General features: G+C 51.8%; 1 rRNA gene. It reads right to left on the minus strand.

Going from position 1 to position 3,028, the window contains the following annotated elements:
* Positions 1–2,935, minus strand: a 23S ribosomal RNA gene (locus tag CIB95_RS15900).
* Positions 2,936–3,028: the final 93 nt, after the last annotated feature.

The raw sequence follows: 3,028 nt of genomic DNA on the forward strand, positions 1-3,028 counted from the left end.
TTGGTTAAGTCCTCGATCGATTAGTATCTGTCAGCTTCACGTGTTACCACGCTTCCACACCAGACCTATCAACCTCATCATCTCTAAGGGATCTTACTTGCTTACGCAAAGGGAAATCTCATCTCGAGGGGGGCTTCATGCTTAGATGCTTTCAGCACTTATCCCTTCCACACATAGCTACCCAGCGATGCTCCTGGCGGAACAACTGGTACACCAGCGGTGTGTCCATCCCGGTCCTCTCGTACTAAGGACAGCTCCTCTCAAATTTCCTACGCCCACGACGGATAGGGACCGAACTGTCTCACGACGTTCTGAACCCAGCTCGCGTACCGCTTTAATGGGCGAACAGCCCAACCCTTGGGACCGACTACAGCCCCAGGATGCGATGAGCCGACATCGAGGTGCCAAACCTCCCCGTCGATGTGGACTCTTGGGGGAGATAAGCCTGTTATCCCCGGGGTAGCTTTTATCCGTTGAGCGATGGCCCTTCCATGCGGAACCACCGGATCACTAAGCCCGACTTTCGTCCCTGCTCGACTTGTAGGTCTCGCAGTCAAGCTCCCTTCTGCCTTTACACTCTACGAATGATTTCCAACCATTCTGAGGGAACCTTTGGGCGCCTCCGTTACTCTTTAGGAGGCGACCGCCCCAGTCAAACTGCCCACCTGACACTGTCTCCGATCCGGATCACGGACCTAGGTTAGAATTTCAATACAGCCAGGGTAGTATCCCACCGATGCCTCCACCGAACCTGGCGGTCCGGTTTCCTAGGCTCCTACCTATCCTGTACAAGCTGTACCAAAATTCAATATCAGGCTACAGTAAAGCTCCACGGGGTCTTTCCGTCCTGTCGCGGGTAACCTGCATCTTCACAGGTAATATAATTTCACCGGGTCTCTCGTTGAGACAGTATCCAAGTCGTTACACCTTTCGTGCGGGTCGGAACTTACCCGACAAGGAATTTCGCTACCTTAGGACCGTTATAGTTACGGCCGCCGTTTACTGGGGCTTCGATTCAGAGCTTCTCCCAAAGGATAACCCCTCCTCTTAACCTTCCAGCACCGGGCAGGTGTCAGCCCCTATACTTCGCCTTGCGGCTTTGCAGAGACCTGTGTTTTTGCTAAACAGTCGCTTGGATCTTTTCACTGCGGCTCTCCTGGGCTTTAACACCCTAGAAAGCACCCCTTCTCCCGAAGTTACGGGGTCATTTTGCCGAGTTCCTTAACGAGAGTTCTCCCGATCGTCTTAGGATTCTCTCCTCACCCACCTGTGTCGGTTTGCGGTACGGGCACCTTTTACCTCGCTAGAGACTTTTCTTGGCAGTGTAGGATCAGGAACTTCGGTACTAAATTTCCCTCGCCATCACAGCTCAGCCTTCACGATGAGCGGATTTGCCTACTCATCAGCCTAACTGCTTGGACGCGCATATCCATCAGCGCGCTTACCCTACCTTTCTGCGTCATCCCATTACTCAAACGGTAAAGAGGTGGTACAGGAATATCAACCTGTTATCCATCGCCTACGCCTTTCGGCCTCGGCTTAGGTCCCGACTAACCCTGAGCGGACGAGCCTTCCTCAGGAAACCTTGGGTTTTCGACGGACAAGATTCTCACTTGTCTTTCGCTACTCATACCGGCATTCTCACTTCTAAGCGCTCCACTAGTCCTTTCGGTCTAACTTCACTGCACTTAGAACGCTCTCCTACCACTGACACCAAACGGTGTCAATCCGCAGCTTCGGTGATACGTTTAGCCCCGGTACATTTTCGGCGCAGAGTCACTCGACCAGTGAGCTATTACGCACTCTTTAAATGGTGGCTGCTTCTAAGCCAACATCCTGGTTGTCTGGGCAACTCCACATCCTTTTCCACTTAACGTATACTTTGGGACCTTAGCTGGCGGTCTGGGCTGTTTCCCTCTTGACTACGGATCTTATCACTCGCAGTCTGACTCCCGAGCATAAGTCTTTGGCATTCGGAGTTTGACTGAATTCGGTAACCCGTTGGGGGCCCCTAGTCCAATCAGTGCTCTACCTCCAAGACTCTTAACTCGAGGCTAGCCCTAAAGCTATTTCGGAGAGAACCAGCTATTTCCAGGTTCGATTGGCATTTCACCGCTACCCACACCTCATCCCCGCACTTTTCAACGTGCGTGGGTTCGGGCCTCCATTCAGTGTTACCTGAACTTCACCCTGGACATGGGTAGATCACCTGGTTTCGGGTCTACGACCACGTACTCTTTCGCCCTATTCAGACTCGCTTTCGCTGCGGCTCCGCCTCATCAGCTTAACCTTGCACGGGATCGTAACTCGCCGGTTCATTCTACAAAAGGCACGCTGTCACCCATTAACGGGCTCCAACTACTTGTAGGCACACGGTTTCAGGATCTCTTTCACTCCCCTTCCGGGGTGCTTTTCACCTTTCCCTCACGGTACTGGTTCACTATCGGTCACTAGGGAGTATTTAGCCTTGGGAGATGGTCCTCCCGGATTCCGACGGGATTTCACGTGTCCCGCCGTACTCAGGATCCACTCTGGAGAGAACGAAGTTTTGACTACAGGGCTGTTACCCTCTCTGGCTGACCTTTCCAGGTCAATTCGTCTACCTCGTTCCTTTGTAACTCCGTATAGAGTGTCCTACAACCCCAAGAAGCAAGCTTCTTGGTTTGGGCTGATTCCGTTTCGCTCGCCGCTACTCAGGAAATCGCATTTGCTTTCTCTTCCTCTGGGTACTTAGATGTTTCAGTTCCCCAGGTTGCCTTCAGTACCCTATGTATTCAGGTAAAGATACTACTCCATTACGAGTAGTGGGTTTCCCCATTCGGAAATCTCCGGATCAAAGCTTACTTACAGCTCCCCGAAGCATATCGGTGTTAGTCCCGTCCTTCATCGGCTCCTAGTGCCAAGGCATCCACCGTGCGCCCTTTCTAACTTAACCTATGGCGCACAGAATGTTGTACTTGCGTACTGCCATTCTGGCTTTCTTACTTTTATTGATGTGATGTCGTTATCTAGTTTTCAAAGAACGATT

The sequence above is a fragment of the Lottiidibacillus patelloidae genome (genome assembly GCF_002262935.1).
Taxonomy (GTDB): Bacteria; Bacillota; Bacilli; order Bacillales; family SA5d-4; genus Lottiidibacillus; species Lottiidibacillus patelloidae.